The 24,049-nt window shown below is 42.1% G+C and carries 26 protein-coding genes and 1 other annotated feature; of the genes, 23 read left to right on the top strand and 3 right to left on the bottom strand.

Features of this window, described 5'->3' with window-relative positions:
- From mreC to minD, 4 genes are all read left to right on the top strand, one after another.
- Positions 1-900 (top strand): rod shape-determining protein MreC, encoded by a 900-nt coding sequence (mreC, locus tag B4U37_RS16020; protein WP_088018998.1) that lies wholly within the window; start codon positions 1-3, stop codon positions 898-900.
- The gene (gene mreD / locus B4U37_RS16015; protein ID WP_088018997.1) at positions 897-1,421 is read left to right on the top strand and encodes a rod shape-determining protein MreD; all 525 of its coding nucleotides are present in this window, start codon (positions 897-899) and stop codon (positions 1,419-1,421) included. The genes mreC and mreD overlap by 4 nt, the downstream gene beginning before the upstream one ends.
- Before the next feature lie 244 nt (positions 1,422-1,665).
- A complete protein-coding gene (gene minC, locus B4U37_RS16010) occupies positions 1,666-2,385 on the top strand; it encodes a septum site-determining protein MinC (protein ID WP_010195907.1) in 720 nt (239 codons plus the stop codon).
- 3 nt (positions 2,386-2,388) lie between these two features.
- The gene (gene minD, locus B4U37_RS16005) at positions 2,389-3,189 is read left to right on the top strand and encodes a septum site-determining protein MinD (protein ID WP_010195909.1); all 801 of its coding nucleotides are present in this window, start codon (positions 2,389-2,391) and stop codon (positions 3,187-3,189) included.
- A 47-nt stretch (positions 3,190-3,236) separates the two neighbouring features.
- On the opposite strand, the gene B4U37_RS16000 is transcribed toward minD, so the two are convergent.
- A complete protein-coding gene (locus tag B4U37_RS16000; RefSeq protein ID WP_088018996.1) occupies positions 3,237-4,514 on the bottom strand; it encodes a PilW family protein in 1,278 nt (425 codons plus the stop codon).
- Between the two features lie 71 nt (positions 4,515-4,585).
- Here B4U37_RS16000 and B4U37_RS15995 point away from each other — a divergent pair, with 71 nt between their 5' ends.
- From B4U37_RS15995 to pheA, 12 genes are all read left to right on the top strand, one after another.
- Positions 4,586-5,071 carry a prepilin-type N-terminal cleavage/methylation domain-containing protein gene (locus B4U37_RS15995; RefSeq protein ID WP_088018995.1) on the top strand — a complete coding sequence of 162 codons (486 nt, stop codon included), beginning with the start codon at positions 4,586-4,588 and terminating at the stop codon, positions 5,069-5,071.
- Positions 5,072-5,087: 16 nt separating this feature from the next.
- The gene (locus B4U37_RS15990) at positions 5,088-6,023 is read left to right on the top strand and encodes a pilus assembly FimT family protein (protein WP_088018994.1); all 936 of its coding nucleotides are present in this window, start codon (positions 5,088-5,090) and stop codon (positions 6,021-6,023) included.
- 107 nt (positions 6,024-6,130) lie between these two features.
- Positions 6,131-6,913: a M23 family metallopeptidase gene (locus tag B4U37_RS15985; RefSeq protein WP_088018993.1), complete on the top strand. Its 783-nt coding sequence runs from the start codon at positions 6,131-6,133 to the stop codon at positions 6,911-6,913.
- Positions 6,906-7,775 carry a M50 family metallopeptidase gene (locus B4U37_RS15980; RefSeq protein ID WP_281252737.1) on the top strand — a complete coding sequence of 290 codons (870 nt, stop codon included), beginning with the start codon at positions 6,906-6,908 and terminating at the stop codon, positions 7,773-7,775. Before B4U37_RS15985 ends, B4U37_RS15980 begins: the two co-directional genes overlap by 8 nt.
- 26 nt (positions 7,776-7,801) lie before the next feature.
- Positions 7,802-9,253, top strand: coding sequence for an Rne/Rng family ribonuclease (locus B4U37_RS15975; protein WP_157663808.1), 1,452 nt, complete (start codon positions 7,802-7,804; stop codon positions 9,251-9,253).
- Between the two features lie 58 nt (positions 9,254-9,311).
- Positions 9,312-9,400, top strand: a sequence feature (ribosomal protein L21 leader region).
- A 15-nt stretch (positions 9,401-9,415) separates the two neighbouring features.
- Entirely contained in the window at positions 9,416-9,724 is a 309-nt protein-coding gene (gene rplU, locus B4U37_RS15970) for a 50S ribosomal protein L21 (RefSeq protein WP_088018991.1), read from the top strand.
- 15 nt (positions 9,725-9,739) lie between these two features.
- Positions 9,740-10,066 carry a ribosomal-processing cysteine protease Prp gene (locus tag B4U37_RS15965; RefSeq protein ID WP_088018990.1) on the top strand — a complete coding sequence of 109 codons (327 nt, stop codon included), beginning with the start codon at positions 9,740-9,742 and terminating at the stop codon, positions 10,064-10,066.
- 12 nt (positions 10,067-10,078) lie between these two features.
- Entirely contained in the window at positions 10,079-10,369 is a 291-nt protein-coding gene (rpmA, locus tag B4U37_RS15960) for a 50S ribosomal protein L27 (protein WP_010195927.1), read from the top strand.
- A gap of 235 nt (positions 10,370-10,604) precedes the next feature.
- Entirely contained in the window at positions 10,605-11,135 is a 531-nt protein-coding gene (locus tag B4U37_RS15955; RefSeq protein WP_088018989.1) for a Spo0B C-terminal domain-containing protein, read from the top strand.
- A gap of 55 nt (positions 11,136-11,190) precedes the next feature.
- On the top strand, positions 11,191-12,474 hold the full coding sequence (gene obgE, locus B4U37_RS15950) for a GTPase ObgE (RefSeq protein WP_088018988.1): 1,284 nt from the start codon (positions 11,191-11,193) through the stop codon (positions 12,472-12,474).
- A gap of 69 nt (positions 12,475-12,543) precedes the next feature.
- The gene (locus B4U37_RS15945; protein WP_010195933.1) at positions 12,544-12,987 is read left to right on the top strand and encodes an ACT domain-containing protein; all 444 of its coding nucleotides are present in this window, start codon (positions 12,544-12,546) and stop codon (positions 12,985-12,987) included.
- 56 nt (positions 12,988-13,043) lie between these two features.
- Positions 13,044-13,904: a prephenate dehydratase gene (pheA, locus tag B4U37_RS15940; protein WP_088018987.1), complete on the top strand. Its 861-nt coding sequence runs from the start codon at positions 13,044-13,046 to the stop codon at positions 13,902-13,904.
- A 463-nt stretch (positions 13,905-14,367) separates the two neighbouring features.
- On the opposite strand, the gene B4U37_RS15935 is transcribed toward pheA, so the two are convergent.
- A complete protein-coding gene (locus B4U37_RS15935) occupies positions 14,368-14,904 on the bottom strand; it encodes a transcription repressor NadR (RefSeq protein ID WP_010195937.1) in 537 nt (178 codons plus the stop codon).
- 3 nt (positions 14,905-14,907) lie between these two features.
- Complete coding sequence (locus B4U37_RS15930) at positions 14,908-16,050, bottom strand: IscS subfamily cysteine desulfurase (protein WP_088018986.1); 1,143 nt, start codon at positions 16,048-16,050, stop codon at positions 14,908-14,910.
- A gap of 133 nt (positions 16,051-16,183) precedes the next feature.
- On the opposite strand from B4U37_RS15930, the gene nadB reads away from it, so the two are divergent.
- The 7 genes from nadB to B4U37_RS15895 all read left to right on the top strand — a co-directional run bounded on the left by nadB (position 16,184) and on the right by B4U37_RS15895 (position 24,021).
- Complete coding sequence (gene nadB, locus B4U37_RS15925) at positions 16,184-17,815, top strand: L-aspartate oxidase (protein WP_088018985.1); 1,632 nt, start codon at positions 16,184-16,186, stop codon at positions 17,813-17,815.
- Entirely contained in the window at positions 17,772-18,614 is an 843-nt protein-coding gene (gene nadC / locus B4U37_RS15920; protein WP_088018984.1) for a carboxylating nicotinate-nucleotide diphosphorylase, read from the top strand. Before nadB ends, nadC begins: the two co-directional genes overlap by 44 nt.
- Positions 18,615-18,618: 4 nt before the next feature.
- Entirely contained in the window at positions 18,619-19,722 is a 1,104-nt protein-coding gene (gene nadA, locus B4U37_RS15915) for a quinolinate synthase NadA (RefSeq protein ID WP_088018983.1), read from the top strand.
- A gap of 194 nt (positions 19,723-19,916) precedes the next feature.
- Positions 19,917-21,431 carry a SafA/ExsA family spore coat assembly protein gene (gene safA, locus B4U37_RS22260; RefSeq protein ID WP_198317034.1) on the top strand — a complete coding sequence of 505 codons (1,515 nt, stop codon included), beginning with the start codon at positions 19,917-19,919 and terminating at the stop codon, positions 21,429-21,431.
- Positions 21,418-22,395 (top strand): phosphotransferase, encoded by a 978-nt coding sequence (locus B4U37_RS15905; protein ID WP_088018982.1) that lies wholly within the window; start codon positions 21,418-21,420, stop codon positions 22,393-22,395. Before safA ends, B4U37_RS15905 begins: the two co-directional genes overlap by 14 nt.
- A gap of 32 nt (positions 22,396-22,427) precedes the next feature.
- Complete coding sequence (gene nadE / locus B4U37_RS15900; RefSeq protein ID WP_088018981.1) at positions 22,428-23,168, top strand: NAD(+) synthase; 741 nt, start codon at positions 22,428-22,430, stop codon at positions 23,166-23,168.
- A 100-nt stretch (positions 23,169-23,268) separates the two neighbouring features.
- Entirely contained in the window at positions 23,269-24,021 is a 753-nt protein-coding gene (locus B4U37_RS15895; protein WP_088018980.1) for a YhcN/YlaJ family sporulation lipoprotein, read from the top strand.
- Positions 24,022-24,049: the final 28 nt, after the last annotated feature.

Below are 24,049 nucleotides of genomic sequence, written 5' to 3'. Positions count from 1 at the left end.
ATGCCACAATTTTTCCTCAATAAAAGGTTGATTATTTTGTTGGTGAGCTTAATTTTTCTAGTGGCATTGATTGGTTTCTCTTTAAAAGAACGGGACGATTTGACATGGCCTGAACAGTTCGTCAAGGACTCGACAGGTTTTGTCCAATCTATCTTTTATAGACCCGCACATGTTGTCGCGGGTTTCTTTGATAATGTAGGATATCTAAAGGATACGTATGAAGAGAATAAACTGCTACGTGCTAGACTAGAAGAATATGCTCTCTTAGAAACAAAAGTCCAAAAGCTAGAACAAGAAAATGAAGAATTCCGTGAAGTGATCGGAGAGCTCGATTCACTGAGCGATTATGAACCAAAACCAGCCACTGTCATCGGCAGAAACCCAGACCAATGGGTCGAACAGATTACAGTGAATAAGGGTAAGCAAAATGGCGTGGAAAAAGACATGGCCGTCATCACATCGGGCGGACTGATTGGTAAAATAAAGCAGGCCAATGCTTTCACTTCCACTGTGCAATTGTTAAGTTCATTGGATCCTAAGAATCGAATCTCTGCCTACATACAAGGAGAAGAAGATATCTTCGGATTGATTGAAGGATATGATGAAGAAAAAGGTGCCCTGTTATTAAAACGGATTCCTCACCAAGCAGAAGTAAAAGAAGGGGAAACTGTCCTATCTTCAGGTCTTGGTGGTGTATTCCCTGAAGGATTGATGATTGGGGAAGTAACGGAAGTAGTAGCAGATGAGTATGGATTAACGCAAATGGCCTATGTGAAGCCTGCAGCTGATTTCTATGACATCAACCAAGTGATGATCGTTAAGCGAACACTAATATCAGGTGATGAACCAGTCGAATCTGAAGAAGAAGCATCTGAAGATGAAGAGGGGGGCTCTGAGTGAGAAAATACGTCTTACCAGCCCTGCTTCTTTTCTTGTTTATCCTAGAAAGTATGAGTGTCGACTTCTTTGGTCTGCATAGTTTCAATGAAGATTGGATTATCGTGCCACGGTACATGCTCATTGTCATCGCACTGTGTGCCATCTATACAAGTCCGTATGTTGGCTTAATCTGCGCGATGCTTTTCGGCTTTTTGTATGATGTAGTCTACACTGAAATACTAGGTGTCTATTTGTTTGCTTTCGGGATATCGGTATATATCGTGTCTAGTATTTTACGTTTTGTGAATACAAACTACTTGATCTCATTTCTAATGGTGTTGGTGTCCATCTCCATTACAGAGCATCTCGTATTTGGTATTCACTCACTTATCGGAACCACCGAGCTGACACATTCCGAATTCCTATCCATACGCATGGTACCAACACTCGTCTTTAATGCCGTCATCGCATTGCTTCTGCTCTTCCCAATCAAACTTTTCATGGAACGCCTAGCAATCGAGCAGAAAGATGAGTTAACGTAATTAGATTTTAATGTTAAATGAGATTACCAGCTGTTGATTGGAACGAAAGGCTGAGGGGGAGTAGCGACAATGTTGAGACCCCGCAGGCGAAGCCTGGTGTGGAAATCAACAGCGGCGTTTTAAGAGGATCTTTAAAGTTTAATTAAGCCCAATCCCTGTTAAAGGGACGGGCTTTTCCATTACATACTAATTCTAGCAATCTTTTTTTATTTTATGAGTATAGGAAAAAGGAAATAGAAGGACGATGTCGAATTATATACTTGTTGAGGTGAACGTCGTGAATAGACAAAAACAACAGTATGTAACCATTAAGGGCACAAAAGAGGGGCTAACCCTGCATCTCGATGATACATGCTCATTTCAAGAGCTTTTAGCTGAAATAGAAGCAAAATTAACGTCGAATAGCAATCCAGACGAAACCCCGCTCCTTGGAGTACGATTAAAGGTCGGGAATCGTTTTCTAACCAATAAGCAGCAAGAAAAACTGCGAGATGTAATACGAAGCAAGAAAAACTTTATCGTGGAAGACATCGAAAGCAATGTCGTCACAAAAGAACAGGCCATTCAGTGGAAAAAGGAATCAGAAATCGTTCCCGTTGCACGGATGATCCGTTCAGGACAAGTGCTGGAGGTAGAGGGCGACCTTCTCCTCATCGGCGATGTCAATCCTGGTGGAACAGTGAAGGCAGGCGGCAATGTCTTTGTCCTTGGCGCATTACGCGGCAGCGCATATGCAGGGCTTCAAGGCAAAAAAGATGCCGTCATTGCAGCGAGCTTGATGAAACCAACCTTGCTTTCTATCGATAACACGATAAACCGCGCTCCAGATTTAAGTGAGCAACTAGAAGGAAGCAGTGAAATGGAGTGCGCCTATATAAATGATTCAGATCAAATTGTCATAGACCGCTTACAATTGCTTTCACAACTAAGACCGATGTTAACACGGCTTGAAAGGAGAATGTAACAAGTGGGAGAGGCTATCGTAATTACTTCTGGTAAAGGTGGAGTCGGCAAGACAACAACTTCTGCAAATATCGGAACGGCTCTTGCCTTACAAGGAAAAAGAGTATGTTTAGTAGATACAGATATTGGGTTAAGGAACTTAGATGTTGTCATGGGGCTTGAAAATCGTATTATCTATGACCTGGTGGACGTAATCGAAGGACGTTGTAAAACGCACCAGGCTTTAATCAATGATAAACGCTTTGAATGCTTAAAGCTTCTGCCGGCCGCTCAAACAAGTGACAAGTCGGCAGTAAAGCCTGAACAGATGAAGAAACTAGTTGCAGAGTTAAAACAAGACTATGATTATATTATTATAGATTGTCCTGCAGGAATCGAACAAGGCTTCCAAAACGCCATCGCAGGCGCAGACAGAGCCATTGTCGTGACCACACCTGAAGTTTCCTCCGTTAGAGACGCAGACCGAATTATCGGCCTGCTTGAAAAAGAAGAAAACATGGAACCACCAAGACTTGTAGTTAACCGTATCCGAAACCACATGGTGAAAAACGGTGAGATGCTGGATGTAGATGAAATTGTATCCATTTTGGCAATCGATATCATTGGAATCGTAGCAGATGACGACAGTGTCATCCGCGCGTCCAACAGCGGTGAACCGATCGTCATGGATACTACAAGTAGAGCGTCCATTGCATATCGCAACATTGCAAGGCGAATCCTTGGGGAATCCGTTCCGCTTCAATCCCTTGAAGATGAGAACAAGGGAGTTATGTTTAAAATTAAAAAATTCTTTGGTGTACGGTAAAAATAAAAAAGCGGTAAGGGAAAATGCAAATTTCCCTTCCGCTTTTTTTACTGATTATTTAATACGAAAATTGTACCATTAGGTTGCCCTTCGCAAGAAGAAGCATAGGAAACTTTACTGCGGTCTTGTGAGGAGGAAAAGATGGCTTCTCCTTTCACACATACCTTTCCACTATTTCCGCCAATTAAAGATATAGGCGATTCGAAAGTAGCATCTCCATAAATTTGCAATAACGCTGTATCTTGGAGTTTTGTCATGCCTCTAGAATGATAATTTCCAAGAACAGAAACATTGCCTTTACCTTTAATCTCTAAGTCACCCTCAATTTGTGCATTTCCACCTATTGATATGGTCGATTGATTCTCTAGCTTAACTTGTTTGTCAGCGAGAAAGTCACCGCCAATATCAAAGTTTGTATTAGTATAAGTTTCTAACCCTTCAATTTTAGCGTCTCTTTCTACTATGATATTTGAATTATTGTCCAACCGAATATCTTTTAATGCTTCGAGATTTTGAGATATATACATTACAGAATCAGATAGAAGTTTAATAGCATCGTAGAACTTTGCGCTCTTTCCAACATTTAAGTTTGATTGATGTTGCATTGTATAAGGCAGCTTTGCAATAAGATTATGGTCTACATTTATTTCAGTACTTTCGAAAACTGTAACATTATTGTTTAACATGAAACTACCATTCTTTACTTTTGTGATTTGACACTTTGTTCCCCATGTCGGTGCAAACGTTGAGTCATTAGTTCTAGTATTACCTTCATATGTACATCTAGATGGTGAGTCGGTGTAATTACCAGAATCTTCATCAATAATGACTTCTTCTTCCTCTTCCAAAGGTGGTGTTTCAACAGCTGTAATTGGGTTTAAACGATTAATAACAGTATTCATATCGTAAGTTTGACCGTCTAAGTTTTGTAATGTGAATTTAACTAATAGTGGTGAAAGTACGTCTACATTTTCTATGCACTGCCCATTACTAGTAATAGACGTACTAGAATTATCAATTAATACATCAGAAAAGTAAAATTGATCAGATGTAATTTTATTGGTAAACTGCTTATCAAAATAGAACTGATTATTAGATTCGTAACACAAAGTATAAGATTCTGCTTGATGAATTTGTCTTAATTTGCTAATAATAAGATTAGCTTCTTGTCTCAGTGAATTATGATTAGTTACTAGTTCATTTTGCTTAGAAGCGGAAATGAACACATTTGTAACCAGGCCAATAATTAATGAGCTTATTACGATAGTTGCAAGTAACTCAATTAAGGTAATGCCTTGTTCGTTTAATAAATTTTTTTTAGTCATATTCTCACCATCTTCTTATGGGATAAAATTAAACTTATGTGTTTTAATAGTAGAAAAGTAGGTAGGTACAATTGAAAAATATAAATGAAGAAAAAGGCTTTACATTATTAGAGGTATTATTATCCATTGTGATACTTAGTATTATTATTCTATCATTCTTGAGCTTTTTTTCACAAGCGCTTCTACATTCTATTCGTGAAGAAGATAACTTAACAGGAATGAATGTTGCAGAATCTATTTTGTACAATGTGGAAAATAGTAGTATAATAGACCTATTAGAAAGTACGCCTAATATTAATTACTCCTGTCAAAATCCACTTTCAATTAGTTCCTTCTTAGCTGATGAATTAAATTTCACTACAGATTCTCAGGACCCAAATAGACTAGTTACAGAAATGAATAATAGAAAATATTTTACTTACATCAATATTTGCCAGAATACTAATGAAAATTCTCTCGATTTATATCGATTACATATTAAAATTAGTCATTCTTTAACAAACGATAAAGAACGATTTATCTATGATACCTTTCACTATATAAATATAGGGGAATAAAAGGGGGAATTTACAATTGAAACCATTAATGAAAAATGAATCTGGCTACACCCTTCTAATGGTATTGCTAATAATTGTTGTTGTTGGATTGATGGCGCCGGTTTTAGCGAGCGCTGTGATGAATAGCACCTTGCAAAATAATAAGTCAGAGGTGTTAATTCAATCAGAAAACTTAATTGATATGGGGAAACATTATTTTCGGAATGAAATAAATAGTAAAATAGGTGAAATCGGTGGAGAGACGAGTTTATCATTAGGGGACATTAAAGATAAATTGTCTACTGTTGATGAAACAGAACCATTAGTATTACCTTCAGAATCCAATAAGCTGTCGTATCAGGTTGGCTATAGCTCCATTACAGAGGAGAATGGTTACTATATTATTAAATATACAAGTAGAGCAATTGTTGATAATCAGGTGTTTGAAGAAGAAGAAGTATTTCAAATAAAAAATTCATCGAACAAAGATAACTCAAACCCGGATACAGATCCAGACCCAAGCCCAGATCCAAATCCAAATCCAGACCCACCAGTACCTCCTACTGAAAATGAGGGGCTATCATGTTTATTAAATAAAAAAAAGAACGGTACGATTACATTGAAAGCAAAAGATCACTGCATTTTAAAAGGTAGCTTCGTAATAAATGAACACATTGATATAAAAGCACAAGCGAAGTTGGAAGTTTACGGTTCTATTGTAATTAATGGGACAGTTGATCTAAAAGGTTCCCCTAAAGGTTATCTATTAATAGAGGGATCTGGAGTATTTAATAATAGTATTGATATTGGGGGAAGCAATGAAATTCTTGTTAATGGAGCGGCTGACTTCCATAACAATGTTAGTCTAAAAGGAAATGGTCTCATCGACATTCAGGGAAATGCGATGTTTATAAAAAAACCTAATAAAAAAGGTAACGGAAGTATCAAAGTTAATAACACAGAATACAATTAAACTTTCTCTTCACTGGGAAAGTTTTTCTTTTTGCACAATCCCCCCGTCATATCCTCCCGGGACAAGTCATAAAATGGTACAAACCTATTTGCGGGAAGGGTGTTTGTATGAATGATCGGATAGCGGAAATAAGAAGAAGGGCCGCAAAGAGAAGACGGCAGCGGCAGAATCAGTTGCCGAAACGAAGTAACATAGGGTCCACGCAGCAGTTGGTGCGTGATGAGGAAAGGTATGGTGGTTCTAGTTACACCTCTTATGAAGGGGGACCTGATGGAGGTGGGGGGCATCCGTTGTTCAACAAGGAGCTTTTCCTGTTTAAGATTTTGGCTTCGGCGATTCTTGTGCTGGTGGTGGCCATTATGTTCCAAAATCCTGCGAGTACTTTTGAAAAGCCACGGCAGTTTGTTTCAGAAACAATGGAGCACAGCTTCCAGTTTGCAGCGTTTACTACTTGGTATGAGGATAAATTCGGAAAGTCGTTGGCATTATTGCCATTGCCGAAAAATACAGAGCAGCCTAATGTCAATGCAGATGATTACGTCATTCCGGCGTCTGGACGAGTTTTCGAAAGCTTTGAGGCAAACGGGCAAGGTGTGATGGTGGAAACGATGGCTCATTCCAATGTGGAGGCCATGAACGGTGGGTTTGTGTCGTTTGTGGGAAACAGGGAGGATACCGGCAAGACAATCATCATCCAACATCCTGATGATAGCTATACGTGGTATGGGCAGCTTGGTGAAGTGGAAGTGAAGCTTTTTGATTTTATTGAAACAGGCGATGTCCTTGGAAAAACGACGATGCTTGAGGATGGTTCAAAGGGGATGTTTTATTTTGCCATCCAAAAAGACAATGAATTTATCGACCCTATGCAGGTGATCTCATTTGAATAATAAATGGCTGAGGCTATTACAGAAGGTTCATGTACATCCACTGATGTGGTTTCTCGCCGGGTTGGCCATTTTAACGGCAAATTTCCGGGAGCTACTTATCTTGTTTTTTATCGTATTTATTCATGAATTGGGCCATGGAGTTGCGGCGACGCATTACAACTGGCGCATCAAACAGATTTTGTTGCTGCCGTTTGGCGGGGTTGCTGAAATGGAGGAGCATGGCAACCGTCCGTTAAAAGAGGAATTAATAGTGACGCTAGCTGGTCCATTACAGCATGTATGGCTTTCAGCAGGAGGGTTTCTTCTTTTTAAGCTGGGCTATCTTTCGGCAGGCATGTGGGAAATGTTTTTTACACTTAATATAATGATTTTCCTTGTGAACCTTTTGCCGATATGGCCTCTGGACGGAGGGAAAATCATGGGGTTGTTGTTCAGTCGCACGTCTGCATTTGCACAGGCGCATGAGCGAACATTGCAAGCTTCTTTTGTTTTCCTAGCACTTTTTTGTGCAACCTATCTGGTCATTGATCCGTTGCACATTAATATATGGATTATCACCGTGTTCTTGTTTTTTTCCTTATATACAGAGTGGAAGCAGCGGCACTTTGTCTTTATGCGTTTTTTGATGGAGCGTTATTATGGAAAGAATTCTACGTTTTCTACCATAACGCCGATTGTCGTGGATGAAAAAGAAAAGATTCATCAGGTGCTTCAGAAGTTTAAGCGAGACTGCAAGCACAATATCATTGTAATGAAGGGGAAGGACAAACAGCCGCCACTTGATGAAAATGAACTGCTTCATGCTTATTTCAAGGAGAAGTTGACGACAATTGATATAGGAGATATCCTGTATTCATACTAATCACTTCGAAAGCTGAGGCTAATTCATTGATAGAGTTAATTATGGATATGAAGGCGACGGAAAAAAGAGTCGCGATAAAAGAGGATGATAAAATTGTCGAGCTGCTGATTGATCGGCCGACAACGCATCCGATAGAAGGGAATATTTATATTGGTCGCGTTGTGAATGTCCTGCCAGGCATGCAAGCCGCTTTTGTTGATTTTGGGCAAAAGAAGCCAGGATATCTTCATCGCGACCATTTATGTTCTTATCAGACATCCGCGCTTTCTAAAGCGGAAAAGGAGCAAAAGGGGATTTCCCATTTCGTCCACCAGGGAGAAGCAATTCTCGTGCAGGTGGTGAAGGAAGGCGAGGGAACGAAGGGTGCCAAGCTGACCAGTCTCCTTGAGTTTCCAGGAACACATATTGTGTACCAGCCTTACGGGAAATATAAAGCCATTTCCAAGAAAATGTCAGATGCTAAAAGGAAGGAATGGCGCAGTCTTTTGCAAGAGTGGCTGACTTCGGATGAAGGAGTTATTTTACGAACAGCAAGCGAGCATGTTGCCTCCGAAGTGGTCGAAGCGGAACTGCTTGAGTTGCAGCGACAGTTCCTTGAGGTGCAGGAGAAACAAGATGCGGCAGTCAAGATACCTTCCCTTGCTCATGAAGAGGATTATTTTTTATCGAAAATAATTCGGGAAATCCCGCCTGCCGAGGTGAGCCTGATAGAGGTGGATGATGCTGGGACTTCGCAGATTTTGAAAAAGAAAGGCTATCCTGTTCGTTTTTATCAAGGTAAAGAAGGCATCTTTAAAAGAAGAGGGATGGAGCAGGAACTAGAAAAAGCTTTAAAGCGAATTGTGTGGCTGCCGAGCGGAGGGTATATCATTATCGAACATACCGAAGCGATGACGGTCATTGATGTCAATACCGGGAAATACATAGGCAAGACCGGCCTGCAAGAGACTGTGTTGAAAACCAACTTAGAGGCTGCAGTCGAGATTGCCAGACAGCTTCGGTTAAGGCAGATCGGTGGGATCATTATTGTTGATTTTATTGATATGGCGAGTGATGGTGAGCGGGAGCAGGTGTTGCGCAAGGTGAAGGACGCGGCTCGGAAAGATCGCTTCCATGTCAGAGTGATTGGGTTTACGGAATTAAATCTGTTGCAGTTAACGCGCAAGAAAGTTCGGGAGCCGTTGACGAAGATGTTGTTGCAACCTTGTTCGCCATGCGATGGGAAAGGTGTGGTATTTTCATTGGACACTGTCACCTATCAATTAGAACGGGAACTGTTGGAGTTTAAAGGAAGCGATATGGAAGCAGTTGTTGTGGAAGCAAGTTCGGAAGTGGTGGACAAACTGATGGGGTTGCCTGATATAATAGGGAGATGTGGTCTTCAGATTTATTTTATAAAAAAAGAAGGAGTTCCACGTTTTGAAATACGTTTTGCCGGATCTGTCGAGGATGCGAAAGAAAGGATAAAAACGCTGTGAAACCTTATTGACATAAGGGTTTGGAATATGCTAAGATGTTCTTTGTTAGTTTGTAGCACCCGTGCTACAACCGCGCAGTCCAGGTTCCGTTAAATATGAGCGTGAATTCGTTACATATACCTGATACTGGCGAGTCTGAGTCTATTGAGGAGGTGCAAGAGAATGTACGCAATTATTGAAACAGGTGGTAAGCAAATCAAGGTTGAAGCAGGTCAATCGATCTACATCGAAAAACTTGATGGTGCTGCTGGAGATGTAGTAACTTTCGACAAGGTTCTTTTCGTTGGTGGCGACGATGTTAAAGTCGGTAGCCCACTAGTAGCGGGAGCAACTGTAACGGCTAAAGTTGAAAAACAAGGTCGTGCGAAGAAGCTTACTGTATTCAAGTACAAAGCGAAGAAAAACTACCGTAAAAAACAAGGTCATCGTCAACCTTACACAAAAGTTACTGTTGATGCAATCAACCTGTAATTTAAAGGTGATCGGATGATTAAAGTTACAATTAAGCGAGACGATCACAAGCTGATCCAATCGTTTACCATAACTGGACATGCTAACTTTGCCAAAAAGGGTGCAGACATTGTGTGTGCCGGTGTTTCAGCCGTATCTTTCGGTGCGGTGAACGCGGTCATGTCATTATGTCATGTCACTCCTGATATTGAGCAAGGGGCAGATGGATTTTTAAAATGTTCGGTCCCATCCAACTTGGATGAGTCGACACATGAGAAAGTACAACTGTTGCTAGAAGGTATGGTTGTGTCTTTAGAGACGATTGAACGTGACTATGGAAATTATATAACCATTTCTAAGTAGGAGGTGGAATACATGTTAAGATTAGATCTTCAGTTCTTTGCTTCCAAAAAGGGAGTAGGTTCTACTAAAAACGGTCGTGACTCTCAGTCCAAGCGTCTTGGCGCTAAGCGTGCAGACGGTCAACAAGTTTCTGGTGGTTCTATTTTATACCGTCAACGCGGTACTAAAATTTACCCAGGAGCAAACGTTGGACGTGGTGGCGACGATACATTGTTCGCGAAGGTTGACGGAATCGTTCGTTTCGAGCGCCTAGGCCGTGACCGCAAACAAGTTAGCGTATATCCTGTTGCTCAAGAAGCATAATTCCAAAGGAACTCTAGCCTATGTTTAGGTTAGAGTTTTTTTAATGCAAGTGATTATCAGCAATAATTAGCGTTATAAGTGTTATAAGCGAATTTGATTTAGTGCTTTGGTTCCCCTTCGACATAAAGGTCTAAAATCCTTTAGGGGTCTGACCCCCTTTTCTTCTTTTTTTATGCTATAATCGACATAGTTAAGAAGGTATTGGAATTAATGTTGGGACTAGGAGTACGGTATTATGAGAAATAGAGGGACGTTGGATGTGTTGCGTCATTCGAGGCATGATTGGCTTAATCGCATTCAGTTGATTAAGGCGAATTTGTCGCTTGGACGCTTGGAGCGAGTGAATAATTTGATAGAGGAGATTGTGCTGGAAGCCAATCACGAATCCAACTTGACGAATTTACAAGCCCCTGCATTTGCGGAATATCTGATTACGTTCCATTGGGAGCCGAGACTATTTTCGCTGGAATACGAAGTAATCGGAGAGCCTGTAAATCTGTCAAAAGCGGATAAGCTATTGTGCAAATGGATTTCTTCTTTGTTTACCGACCTGGAAAATGCGGTAAACAAAAAAGCAGATAACCATTTGTTTTTAAGTTTGCATATAGAAGAAGCGGAAATTCGTTTCTTTTTTGATATAAATGGAATACTAGAAGATACAAACTTTTTAACGGAGTGGCTGCAAGCACAGCCGGATGGTTTCTTAGTGATTGGACAAGAAATACATCCTGAGCAGAGTTCCATTCAAGTGTCTTACAAGCTTTAAAAAATGAACGCAAAAGGTTATTTTTTACCTTTTGACATATCGGAGTGAGTAATCAATGTTTGTCGATCAGGTCAAGATTTATGTAAAAGGTGGCGACGGTGGGAACGGAATGGTTGCCTTTCGTCGTGAGAAATATGTACCGGATGGTGGACCAGCCGGCGGTGATGGGGGAAAAGGAGCGGACGTCATTCTTCAAGTAGAAGAAGGATTGCGCACACTGATGGATTTCCGTTACAAACGTCACTTTAAAGCGACTCGTGGAGAACACGGAATGTCCAAAAACCAGCACGGAAGAAACTCGGAAGCCATGATTGTAAAGGTTCCACCGGGAACTGTCGTAATGGATGACGATACAAAAGAAACATTGGCTGATTTAACAGAGCACGGTCAGCAATATGTTGTAGCAAAGGGTGGCCGCGGTGGTCGCGGTAACTCACGTTTTGCAACGCCTAGAAACCCGGCTCCAGAAGTTGCTGAGAACGGGGAACCTGGTCAAGAGCGCTATGTGGTTCTTGAGTTAAAAGTGCTTGCGGACGTCGGTCTTGTTGGCTTCCCAAGTGTAGGAAAATCAACTCTTTTATCAGTTGTTTCTGCAGCAAAACCGAAAATTGCTGAATACCATTTCACGACTATCGTACCTAACCTTGGTGTAGTTGAAACCGAAGACAGCCGAAGCTTTGTTATGGCGGATCTACCGGGATTGATTCAAGGTGCACATGAAGGTGTGGGACTAGGACATCAATTCCTGCGCCACATCGAGCGTACAAGGGTTATCATCCATGTGGTCGATATGGGCGGATTGGAAGGTCGCGATCCGTATGAGGATTACCTAACAATTAATGCAGAGTTGAAAGAATATAATATGCGTCTGACAGAGCGTGCTCAACTTGTTGTAGCAAACAAAATGGACATGCCTGATGCAGAAGAAAATCTTGAAAAATTCAAGGAGCAGCTTGGCGAAGATGTGAAAGTCTTCCCTATCTCTGCTCTAACTCGCAGCGGTCTTCGTGACCTTTTATATGCGGTGGCAGACGAACTTGAAACAGCTCCTGAATATCCATTATATGAAGAGGAAGCAATTGAGCAACGTGTGGTTTACAAGCACGAGGCGGAAGAACTTCCATTCATGATTACACGTGATCCGGATGGTGCCTTTGTACTTTCAGGTGAAAAACTTGAAAAACTGTTTATCATGACAAACTTCAACCATGAAGAGTCCATCAAACGTTTTGCGCGTCAACTTCGTGGTTTAGGAGTAGATGAAGAATTGCGTGCTCGCGGTGCAAAAGACGGCGACATCGTTCGTCTACTGAAATACGAATTCGAATTTGTTGAATAGATTGGCCAGAGGGGATAATTCATTTTATCCTCTCTTCTTTACATATACGAAAAAAAGGAGAGAAATCCGATGTTAGAGGAGAAGTTCTTTTTAGTGCGCGAGGATGTCCTGCCAGAAGCGATGAAAAAGTCGATTGAAGTAAAAGAAATGCTTGCACGCGGGAAAGTAGATTCCATTGCTGAAGCGGTACAAAAGGTAGACCTCAGCCGCAGTGCTTTTTACAAATATCGCGATACCGTTTTTCCGTTTCACACCATGGTAAAAGAAAAAATCATGACTTTATTTTTTCACCTGGAAGATCAAACAGGCGCCTTATCGCAATTGCTTGCAACCGTAGCAACGGTCGGCTGCAATGTATTGACCATTCACCAGACTATCCCGTTACAAGGGAAGGCAAATGTGACCCTTTCGCTTGATATGTCTGGATTAAAAGGTGATATCAACGCTTTACTTTCGATGCTGAAGCGATTAGAATTTGTAGATAAAGTAGAGATCTTAGGGACAGGCGCTTAAGTTTTAGAACAAGTGCGACCCTAAGGAAGCATAGTGGAGATAGGGGAGTAGAGAGCATGACAAGAATTGGATTTTTAGGACCGAAGGCAACTTTTACTGACATGGCGGTAACAAAGTTTTTTCCAGAGTCTTTTAAAAAGGCATTTTCCACCATTCCTGAATGCATGGATGCAGTATTAGAGGGCAAGGTCGACATGGCGGTTGTCCCGCTTGAGAACGCAATTGAAGGGTCAGTCAATGTGACGCTTGATTACCTCATTCACGATTGTCCCTTGCCGATTGTAGGGGAGCTGACCATTCCAATTAGCCAGCATTTATTAGTGCATCCCAATCATATAAAAAATGGCGGAGAGCTGGAAGTGATCTATTCACATTCCCATGCGATTGCCCAGTGCCATAAATTCTTACATAAAAAATATCCTAACGCAGTGTATGAAACCACTTCCTCCACTGCCGCTGCAGCAAAACTAATCTCTGATCACAGACTTTCTAAAAAGGCAGCCTGTATTGCCAATTCGCTTGCAGCGAAAGAATATAACCTATGTGTGTTGCAGGAAAATATCCACGACTATGATAACAATCACACCAAGTTTATCATCCTGCATCGTGATGAGAAAGTGATGCTACATAATGAAGAGCACGACAATATTGGGAAAAAGACAACAATGATGGTGTCGCTTCCCACGGATCAATCTGGTGCTCTTCACCAAGTTTTATCTGTATTTGCATGGAGAAAGCTGAACCTGTCGAAAATCGAATCCCGCCCAATGAAAACGGGTTTGGGTAACTATTTTTTCATTATTGATATTAATGAGGAAGTGGAGCATCCATTGATACCGCCAGCCATTGAGGAGCTGGAGGCGTTGGGGTGTTCGGTGAAAGTGTTGGGGAGATACAATAGTTATTTATTGAGGTAATGTTGTTTTGTTTGGAAAACCCTTCTAGGGGTGCTGAAGTAAGGGGCACCTTTGGGAGGTTTTTCTGCTTTTTTTGTTTGCGGGCATTCTATACGCCCGAAGCCGGTAGGAAGCAGGAGGAAAGGTCTAATAGAACGGTTCTATACGCCCGAAGCGGTTAGGAAGCAGGAGGAAAAGTCTAATAGAAGGGTTCTCTCCGCCCGAAGCCGATTAAAAAGCAGTTGAAAAGTCTAATAGAAACTTTTCTCTCCGCCCGAACTCGTCACGCGCTTCGACAAACGGTAACAGAGAAGCCCTCTCAAAGCCCGAACCCACCCCGCCCCCGTCCAAACGGTAACAGAGAGGCCGTCTCAAAGCCCAAAACCACCCCGTCCCCGGCCAAACGGTAACAGAGAGGCCCTCTCAAAGCCCAAAACCACTCCGCCCCCCGGCCAAACGGTAACATAGAAACCCGCTCCCCACCCTACTCCACCACCATCCCAGCTTCCTTCAATGCCGCACACGCCGCATCCAGCTTTTCCTCAGAATCCGCCTCAATCGTATGCAAATGCGTTCCGTCTGTCAATTGAGACAAGTATGAAGCATTCGTCTGCTTTATTTTTCGGATAAAAGCATCCACTTCCGCGCGGCTTGACACCATGACTGACGCGTTCAAATCTCCGTAAACAGGATGCTCGATTCGCACGTCCTTTACTGTCACGCCGTGGTCGACTAGGATATAAAGTTCTTCTTTCGTCCTGTGCGGCTCATGGAAAGACACGATGATTCGCTCTTTTTTTACCTGTTCGCCGAAAGGTTTCATATAGACGTAGCCTTGGCTTGTTGCAAGGATCGGTTCGTTTTTTGCTTTTAAAAGGGAGATGTCCTGGACGATGACTTGTCTGCTAACATTCGTCCGCCCTGCTAATTCTCCGCCGGTCAGTGGCTTGTCTTCCGTTTGCAGCCAGTGCAAAAGGAGATTGCGTCGTTCTTCTCCAAGTACTTTCTTTTCTTGCGTCATATGTTAGCCGCTCCTTTTTATCCGTTCTTCTATAATTTCTTTAAGAGCCTCGACAGCTAATTCAAGGTCTCTGATGGTGGTTTGTTTTCCAAATGAAAGGCGAACAAATTCACGTGCTTCATCCGGTGTCTTTCCGGTGGCAATCATGGTTCTTGATGGAGATTGGGATCCCATTTGACACGCGCTTCCTGTAGAGATGGCAATGCCTTTTCGATTGCATTCTAGCATCACATGCTGTCCCTCTATCCCGGGTAATCTTAGGCCAAGGATATGTGGCAGACCTTGTACATTCTCTCCTTCTACTACTATAGGCAGCCAAGATTGCTGAATCAGTCTTAAAAAATGAATTCGCATCGTTTCATATTTTTCTTTTAGATCCTGCATGGAGGACTCCATTTGTTGGGCGGCGGTTAGAAAAGAAGCGATTCCTGGGACGTCTACCGTACCGGGACGCATCCCTTTTTCGTGACTCGCGCCTTCATATACGGATTTCCACGAAGCTTTTGGATTGATAAATAACGCCCCGACACCCTTTGGTCCGTAAATTTTATGGGAGGATATCGAGATGCTGGTTAGGTGGAGCTTCTCCACGTCTATTGGTATTTTACCAAATGTCTGGACACAATCGCTATGAAAGTGGATATTTTTCTCCTTTAGGAGTCCGCCGATCGCTTCAAGGGGCTGCAAGATTCCCGTCTCAGAATTGGCATGGTGGATGGAGACAAGGCAAGTGTCCTTCCTCAATGCTGCTTTTAATTGAGAAAGTGCAATAATTCCATTAGAGTCTACTGGCAGCCACGTCACTTCATAGCCCTCTTTCTCTAATGACTTGCAAAGGGAATGAATGGAAGCGTGCTCAGTTGCGGTGGTAATGATGTGTTTTCCTTTATGCCCGCATCCTTTTAAAAGCGAGCGTATGGCCAGAAAGTTTGCCTCACTTCCACCGCTTGTAAAATAAATGCCTTCCTTTTTTCCTGAAATTATCCTTGCAAGCTCGCCTCTGCAGGTTTCGAGCAGGTCAGAGGCGGTGGTGCCTGTGTCGTGTAAACTGCTGCTGTTTCCATAATAATTGCGTGCCACATGTTGGTAGGCCTCCAAGGCTTCATTGCTCATTGGGGTAGTAGCTGCGTAATCGAGATATATCATGTTTGAAAACTCCTTCCCCTAAATAGACTGCTAAAACTAGCAAACTCTCGGTCTTGTAAAAAATCTCTTGTCATTAGTATAGAAATATGTAAATATAGGTGTCAAGACACTTATATACACAGGAGGTTTTTTTGTGTCTAGTTTACAGCGAGATGTCATTGTAGTTGGTAGCGGACTATCCGCTTTGTTGACTGCAAATTATTTAAGTGAGCATATGAATGTGATTATTTTCACAAAGTCTAGTAAAAATGATAATAATTCTTTTCTTGCACAAGGAGGAGTTGCTTGTGCCATCGAACATACAGATTCTTGGCAATTGCATTACGAAGATACCATGGTCGCCGGGTGTTATCACAATGAAGAAGATGCGGTAGAACTGCTTACAAAATGTGGGCCAGGCGAGCTGCAAGCATTGATTCAAAATGGGATGCAGTTTGATCGGGACGGTCTGGGTGAATATTCCCTTGGCATGGAAGGTGCCCATTCCAAAAGAAGAATTCTTCACGCCGGTGGAGATCAGACAGGCAAGGAATTGATGGAGTGGCTTCAATCGAGGCTGTCTAAAAAAGTACTCATGGTGGAACATGAAACCGTTATCAAGTTGCATGTCCAAAATGACCATTGCTGCGGCGTGCAAACATTCAATTCCAACGGGCAACGGACCGATTATTTTGCAGATAAAGTGATCTTGGCAACGGGTGGAGCGGGATCCCTTTATCCTTATACATCCAATAATGAAAGCATCACTGGTATGGCTTTGTCGCTTGCTTATCAAGCAGGAGCGACTCTAACAGATTTAGAATTTATGCAATTTCACCCAACGATGCTTTGTATAGACGGAAAAGCGGTCGGGCTTGTTTCGGAAGCAGTACGTGGGGAAGGGGCATTTCTTCAAAATGGAAAAGCTCACAGGTTTATGGAAAATGTACATCCATTTAAGGACCTCGCACCAAGAGATGTTGTGTCACGGGCCATTTTTCAGGAGCTCGACAATGGTGAAAAAGTATACCTGAATATATCTAAAGTGGATCATTTCCAAACAAGATTTCCTGCCATCACCAAACTATGTACAAAGCACGGTATCGATTTAAAGGCTAATCTCATTCCGGTAGTGCCGGGAGCTCACTTTTATATGGGCGGTATTTATACAAGTGTTCATGGAGAAACATCGCTAAAAGGGTTGTACGCTGTTGGAGAGGCTGCCTGCAATGGGGTGCATGGAGCAAATCGATTAGCAAGTAACTCTTTGCTTGAGACCATCGTTTTTTCTAAGGCTCTTGCGGATCATCTTTTAAATGAAAAAATAGTAACTCATCAATTTCTCTGGAAAATAAACGCTACGGAGAAAATGGATATGGATATTCTTCTGCAGCGGGCCGTGCCACTTCCATCAAAAGAAGAAATTCAACACATGATGATGAAGCATGCAGGAATTGTCCGTCATGAGGAAGGGTTAGTTGAGTTAAAGGAATGGCTCAAACTCTTCCAACCTTACTGCCAGGCGATTAACCATCTTACAGATATATTAAGAGTCGAAGATATAGAAACCATTCACATGCTTCAATTATGCTATCTGATTACAGAAGCTGCCCTGCAACGAAAGGAAAGTCGAGGAGCTCATTTTCGTTCAGACTTTCCTGTAGCAAAAGAATCTTGGCGACAGGTCCGGATTTTGCATGTTCAAAAGGAAGGAAGCGCATTGGGAAAGGAGAAAGAAATAGATGAATACAATCATGCTGCAAGAGATGCTGCGTCATTTTTATAAAGAGGATATCGGTGAAAAAGATTTAACTTCTGAAGCACTGTTTGCTGAAAATGAAACAGGGTCCGGAACTTTTATAGCAAAAGAAAACGGTATTTTTGTCGGAGAACAGATTATCCATGAAGCCATGCGTTTACTCGATCCGGAAATTCAAGTGACTGTTTTCAAAAAAGATGGAGACACATTGGAAAAAGGGGAAGAGATTGCAAAAGCAGAGGGGAAAATGCGGGCGTTACTTGGTGCAGAAAGAGTGACCCTGAATTTGACACAGCGTATGAGTGGAATTGCGACGCTGACTGCTGCTGCCGTTTCAGCACTTGCTAGCAATCATACAAAAATCTGTGATACAAGAAAAACAACTCCGGGATTAAGGATGTTGGAAAAATACGCTGTTACCTGTGGAGGTGGCTATAATCACCGCTTTGGATTGTATGATGGCGTGATGATTAAGGATAACCATATCGAGTTTGCGGGGAGCATCACAAACGCCGTTCAACGTGTGCGGGAAAAAGTCGGTCATATGGTCAAAATCGAGGTGGAAACGGAATCCTTGGCCCAGGTAGAGGAAGCTGTGGAAGTGGGTGCAGACGTCATTATGTTTGATAACCGGACACCAGATGAAATAAAAGACTTCATTCAGCATGTACCAAAACACATCCTAACAGAGGCTTCGGGAGGCATCAACCTTACTAACATTGCCTCTTATAGGGACACTGGTGTTGATTATATTTCATTAGGGTTGCTTACCCACTCAGCAAAATCACTAGATATCAGTTTTAACGTTGGGGCGAAAGGAGTTTAACAGGATGAATATACTAGATATGGTGAAAAAAGATACCGGGCTGTTGCCTTCTAAATATCGTGATATGACGACAGATGAGATGAGAGCTAGGGTGAAAGAAATAAAAGAGAAGCTTGGAGAGGATCTGTTTATTCCCGGCCATCATTATCAAAAAGATGAAGTCATTGAATTTGCTGATGCGACAGGGGATTCCTTGCAACTTGCACAAGCCGCAGCAGAAACGACAGCAAGCTTTATCGTTTTTTGCGGCGTGCATTTTATGGCCGAGACGGCAGATATTTTGACGAATGAAAGTCAAGTGGTGATATTGCCGGATATGAGGGCAGGCTGTTCGATGGCGGACATGGCAGATATTCATCAAACAGAGCGTGCATGGGAAAAGCTTGAAAAGGTTTTTGGGGACAGTATGCTGCCATTAACTTATGTGAATTCTACCGCAGCCATTAAGGCATTTTGCGGAAAAAGGGGAGGGGCCACTGTTACTTCTTCCAATGCACATAAAATGGTAGAATGGGCATTTACGCAAAAAGAAAGAATCTTATTCTTGCCAGATCAACACCTTGGCAGAAACACTGCTTATGATTTAGGCGTTCCACTTGAAGAAATGGCAGTTTGGAATCCGATAACAGATGAACTGGAATATGATGGTGATCCTTCCAATGTGAAAGTGATTCTTTGGAAAGGGCATTGTTCTGTTCATGAAAAATTCACGCTTGGCAATATTGAGCAACTTAGAAGAGATAAACCTGAGATGAAGATTCTCGTGCATCCGGAGTGTACGTGGGAAGTGGTGCAAAAAAGTGATTTGGCTGGAAGCACAAAATATATCATCGAAACAATCGAAAAAGCAGAAGCCGGCAGTCAATGGGCAATCGGGACAGAGATGAACCTCGTAAACAGAATCATCCAACAACATCCAGACAAAGAAATCGTTTCCCTGAATCCAAACATGTGTCCATGCCTTACCATGAACCGGATCGACCTCCCTCACCTACTATGGGCGCTTGAATCCATCGAAAACGGTGAAACTATCAATAGAATTCAAGTCGAACAAGATGTAGCACAACAAGCAATATCCGCACTAAACAAAATGCTTGAACACGCTTAATCCTAAAAAAACATAAAAAATGGGCACCGCCGTGAAAAATTTATTTTTCCCTAGGAAAAAATCTTTTTTTCCCTGCGGTGTCCATGTTTTTTATCATAAACTCCCCTTTTGACGCATAAGTTGAGTTGAAGAATAGTGGCAAAATGCCTACACAACTCATAGACTGTAAAGACTTTGCTAAGGAGGGAAAATCCTTGAAAATCCATATTGTCCAAAAAGGGGATACATTGTGGAAGATTGCCCAGAAATACAATGTGAATTTCGAAGAACTAAAGAAATCGAATTCACAATTAAGCAATCCTGACATGATTATGCCTGGAATGAAAATAAAAGTGCCGATGGCAGGGGTACCTGTCAAGAAAGAAAGCCAAGTGATGGGTGTGACGAAAGAAGCACCAAAGCAAGTAATGGGAGTACAGGCGCCTAAAGCGCAGCATCCTTATAAGGAGATGCCGAAAAAGCCTGCGGTGAAAGAGCAACCAGTAAAAGAAGCTCAAAAAACTCCATATAAACCGAAAATGCCGCAATTAAAGCCGTATTTTCCTGAAGTGGATGTAAATAATTATTTGACGGTTAATGTTCCTCACAAGCAGCCTAATGAAAAAATGCCGAAGATGCCGAACATTAAAATGCCAAATGCGAAAATGCCTAACATAAAGATGCCAAATGTGAATATGCCGAATCTTGGCATGTCAAATGAGAACATGCCAGTGAACATACCAAAACCAAAAGAGGAGAGTCCTGAAAGTCCGGAACAAGTGATGGGTGTGCAACAACCGGCAATGGAAGAATGCTATCCTGTATCGCCTGTATTGCCAGGAAGCGGATTGTGCCCTCCATATCCTCCTAAACATCATCACCATCACCATGGATGGGGACCAGGTTGGGGCGGACCAGGAATGGGCATGCCAGGAATGATGCCAGGAATGCAAGGAATGGGTATGCCACAGATGATGCCGGGGATGCAAGGAATGGGTATGCCAGGGATGATGCCAGGAATGCAAGGAATGGGCATGCCAGGAATGATGCCAGGGATGCAAGGAATGGGCATGCCAGGGATGATGCCAGGAATGCAAAAAATGGGTATGCCGGGGATGCAAGGGATGGATGGATCACAAGTAATGGGAGTTCAACAAGGTGAAGAATCTCCTGATGTGGATTACGGTCAAATGCAACAGCAAATGATGCAGCAAATGCAACAACTGCAACAGATGGGGCAAATGCCGAACATGAGCAATGAAGAAATGGAAAGTGCGGTAATGGGTGTTCAAGACCAAATGGCTCAAAATGGGATGCAAGGAATGGGTATGCCACAGATGATGCCAGGGATGCAAGGAATGGGCATGCCACAGATGATGCCAGGAATGCAAGGAATGGGTATGCCACAAATGATGCCACAAGGAATGCCTATGGGACCAATGGGAGGCTATCCATGCTATCCGATGGGGCCAGTTTCTCCAGGTTCGGGATTCGGACAAATGGATGGTGACCAACAACAGCAACAAGTCGCAGGAGCTAGCTCCGGTGGAGATTGTGGTTGTGGAGCACCTCAAGGTTATCGAAATGATGTACCTTATGGTTATGCACCTTATGGCTATCCTATTGCTCCGGGCTATTACAATCCTCAAGGTTATGGGTACGGTGTATCAAATGAAGAACGAAATGAAGGTTCAGATTTTGAAGGTCCGGAAATTGATGATGAAAACTGATCATCCGATCTTTAGAGACGATTTCAATCGAAATCGTCTTTTCTTTCGTCTGTCCGAGGAAACAAAGCTCATCATCCATTCCTACACTAAAGTAAAACCTAATCTCTATAAAATCCTTACAGAAGAAGGTTTGTATATTTTAAAGGGTTATACGGAACCAGATAATCTAGACTCCATCATCCGTTTTAGCCAACTTTTACATAAGAGCGGATTTCATACGGGACTTATGTACGAGAAATTTTCAGACGGTTCATTCCTTCTTAATGAACAAGGGATAGTTTGGGTTCTGTTAAAGTATATTTCCCCTAAGAGAAAGTTCAGTTTTTCAAAGGAAAAGGACCGAGAAGATGGACTGCTTACTCTGCAAAAATTTCATCATCACAGCAAAACGATCCTATCAAACCTTCCACTTGATCTTCCAAAGGAAAACACGGTTGCGAAATGGCAAAATCGGCTTCGTATTTTCGAAAGTCATGGCCCAATATTAACAAAATGGTTTAACCCTCATGTAATTAGTGAAATTGTATACTATAGTCATCTTTCCTTGAACTCGCTTGCAAAAGAATATGTGGAATCAGACGAAGTGGTTCTTCATGGTGATGTGGCAAGTCATAATTTCATTAGAGCTGCAGATAATAAAGTGTATTTAATTGATTATGACCTGCTTTCAGTTGGAAGTGCGGAATGGGATTTTGTTCAATATGCAAGCAGAATTCTTCCTTTTATAAAATGGAATGGTAGCTTGTTTCAGATTCATTCCAAACTAATTGATATGGGCAAAGACCATCCGTGGTTCAGAACGGCTCTGTCTTTTCCAATGGACATTTTACGAGAAGGGAATCATTTTTCAAAATCAATCGGCGATGAAAGGATGCCAAACAGCTTTGCCAATCTTTCCTACTTCATTTCTACTTGGGAATTGCGCAAACAATTTTTGACGAATTACAACAATCTGATACAATAATCAATATTGCTAAATGGAGGGAAGAATACGTAATGGAAGAAAAAATTGCCAAGTTGGTACAATGGATACAAGAAAAAGTAAAAGATTCTGGACTGAATGGAGCAATTGTTGGAGTAAGTGGAGGAATCGATTCCGCAGTTGTCGCCCATCTAATCAAACGAGCATTCCCTGAAGATTCCCTTGGTGTCATTATGCCTTGTAAAAGTGACCCGAAAGATCAGGAGTACGCGCTAGAGGTTATCGAAAGTTGTGGGATTTCCCATACGACTATCGATCTTTCTGAGACACATACTGTGCTTTTCTCAGCAATGGAAAAACAGTTAAAGGAAAAAGGCGAGTGGAACGAGGAAACATCCCGACTTGGTGATGCAAATACACGTGCACGCCTTCGTATGACGACCCTTTATGCAGTGGCCAACAACTATGGTTATTTGGTTGTAGGAACAGATAATGCTGCAGAATGGCATACTGGCTATTTTACCAAATACGGAGACGGTGGAGTAGATCTTGTTCCATTAGTGAATTTCACCAAAGGCGAAGTTCGTGAAATGGCGAAAGTTCTTGGAGTACCGGACAGCATCATTAATAAGCCGCCAAGTGCAGGACTTTGGGAGGGCCAAACAGATGAAAATGAAATGGGTACAACTTACAATATGATTGATAGCTATCTGAAGGGTGAAGAAATTCCCGAAAAAGATAAGCAAATCATTGATAGAATGCATAAACGCACAGAACATAAACGTCAATTGGCATACGGTCCTCCAAAATTTTAAAAGCTTGGAGAGAACTAACAAAATAAAACACCCCTTAACTTGTCACCCTAATGGAGAGTACATCTATAGTACTCAACTGACTCGTTAGGGGGTTTTTACATTGAGGAAGTCACTATTCACTGTAACCTCTGCGGCACTTTTAGTTGGCGGTCTAACAGGATGCGGCCAAAAGGAAAGTGCAACAGACAATAGGTATTATGAGGAAACAAGACCTATTGGGTATTATACAAGCGAACACAATCCTTATGTAAACAATGACCGTACACGTCGCGAACCGGAAGAAAGAGGCAATGCCCGTCTTCTGGAAGATAATGATGGTCCTTTGAATGAAATCTTGGACCGTTCTGTTGTCTATGACGAAAACAGAGTAAGACGTAACAAAGATAATGGAGTCAGAAATGCAACAAACCGTAATAATGGCGGTATGATGGATATCGGATATGATACTCCACATTACAGCCGTACAGACAAGAATTATCATGGACATCTTAACGGAATCGAGAATGTTGGGAATCCATCCTATTACAACAATTATGATGGAAAACTGGCAGATCGAATCGTAAAACGTGCTTCGAAGGTGGATGGAGTCGATGATGCCCGTGTTTTAATCAATGGGGATGATGTTCTTGTTGCGGTAAATCCCGACAATGGGACAGAGGATGCCCGTCAACTAAAACGTGAGGTGCGCGATGCAGTCAAACCTCTTTTGAAAAATAAAGAGTTGCGCGTTGCAATTGATGCAAGTGTTTACAGTACAGTAAGAAGTGTGGACAATGACTTGCGTAATGGGGAATGGCATTTGCAAGATCTAGATCAAACGATGCGTGGTATTTATCGCACCATGCCAAGATAACTTTTCAGGAGCAGCCTCTATAACTGGG

The sequence above is a fragment of the Sutcliffiella horikoshii genome (assembly GCF_002157855.1).
GTDB lineage: Bacteria > Bacillota > Bacilli > Bacillales > Bacillaceae_I > Sutcliffiella_A > Sutcliffiella_A horikoshii_C.
The sequence above is the reverse complement of the archived record's forward strand: the minus strand, read 5'-3'. Positions and strand labels throughout refer to the sequence as shown.